The organism is Pseudomonas sp. BS-2016 (assembly GCF_001806145.1).
GTDB lineage: Bacteria > Pseudomonadota > Gammaproteobacteria > Pseudomonadales > Pseudomonadaceae > Aquipseudomonas > Aquipseudomonas lundensis.
Window position 1 is genome coordinate 1 of the sequence record NZ_MLCT01000125.1, and the last position, 1,478, is coordinate 1,478.

At 63.2% G+C, this 1,478-nt stretch carries 1 protein-coding gene; it reads left to right on the plus strand.

Features of this window, described 5'->3' with window-relative positions:
- Positions 1-1,478 (plus strand): phosphoribosylformylglycinamidine synthase (gene purL / locus BKD70_RS22920; RefSeq protein WP_083286074.1); only part of this gene is annotated, 1,478 nt, incomplete at both ends.

Genomic DNA, 1,478 nt, shown 5'->3' on the forward strand with positions numbered 1-1,478 from the left:
CCATGCCGAACCCAAGCCGCTCACCGCGATTGACGTGCTGGGCGGTGGCCGCGCCGCCCTCGAGAAGGCCAACACCGAGCTGGGCCTGGCCCTGGCCGAAGACGAGATCGACTATCTGGTCAACGCCTTCACCGGCTTGAAGCGCAACCCCCACGACATCGAACTGATGATGTTCGCCCAGGCCAACTCCGAGCACTGCCGTCACAAGATCTTCAACGCCAGTTGGGACATCGATGGCCAAAGCCAGGAAAAAAGCCTGTTCGGCATGATCAAGAACACCTACGTGATGCACAGCGAAGGCGTTTTGTCGGCTTATAAGGACAACGCCTCGGTCATCGTCGGCTCCGTCGCCGGTCGCTTCTTCCCGGATCCGGAAACCCGCCAGTACGGCGCGGTGCAGGAGCCGGTGCACATCCTGATGAAGGTTGAAACCCACAACCACCCGACCGCGATTGCCCCGTTCCCGGGCGCAGCCACCGGTTCGGGCGGCGAAATCCGTGACGAAGGCGCCACCGGCCGTGGTGCCAAGCCCAAGGCGGGCCTCACCGGTTTCACCGTGTCCAACCTGCAGATCCCGGGCTTCGAACAGCCGTGGGAAGTGCCGTACGGCAAGCCTGAGCGCATCGTCACCGCGCTGGACATCATGATCGAAGGCCCGCTGGGCGGCGCCGCGTTCAACAACGAATTCGGGCGCCCGGCGCTCACCGGTTACTTCCGGACCTTCGAGCAGTCCATCACCACCCCGCGTGGCGATGAAGTGCGCGGCTACCACAAGCCGATCATGTTGGCTGGCGGTATGGGCAACATCCGTGAAGAACACGTCAAGAAAGGCGAGATTCTGGTCGGCTCCAAGCTGATCGTGCTCGGCGGCCCGGCGATGCTGATCGGCCTGGGCGGCGGTGCGGCCTCTTCCATGGCCACCGGCACCAGCTCGGCCGACCTGGACTTCGCTTCCGTACAGCGCGAAAACCCTGAGATGGAGCGCCGCTGCCAGGAAGTCATCGACCGTTGCTGGCAGTTGGGTGACAAGAACCCGATCAGCTTCATCCACGACGTCGGCGCCGGTGGTTTGTCCAACGCCTTCCCGGAACTGGTCAACGATGGCGACCGTGGTGGCCGTTTCGAACTGCGCAACATTCCAAACGACGAGCCGGGCATGGCCCCGCACGAAATCTGGAGCAACGAATCCCAGGAACGCTACGTACTGGCCGTTGGCCCTGAAGACTTCGCACGCTTCCAGGCCATCTGCGAACGCGAGCGTTGCCCGTTTGCCGTGGTCGGCGAAGCCACTGCCGAGCCGCAGCTGACGGTTACAGATAGCCACTTCGGTAACAGCCCGGTGGACATGCCGTTGGAAGTGCTGCTGGGCAAAGCCCCGCGTATGCACCGTTCGGCCAACCGTGAAGCTGAACTGGGCGATGATTTCGACCCAAGCACGCTGGACTTGGCCAACAGCATCGAACGCGTGCTGCACCACC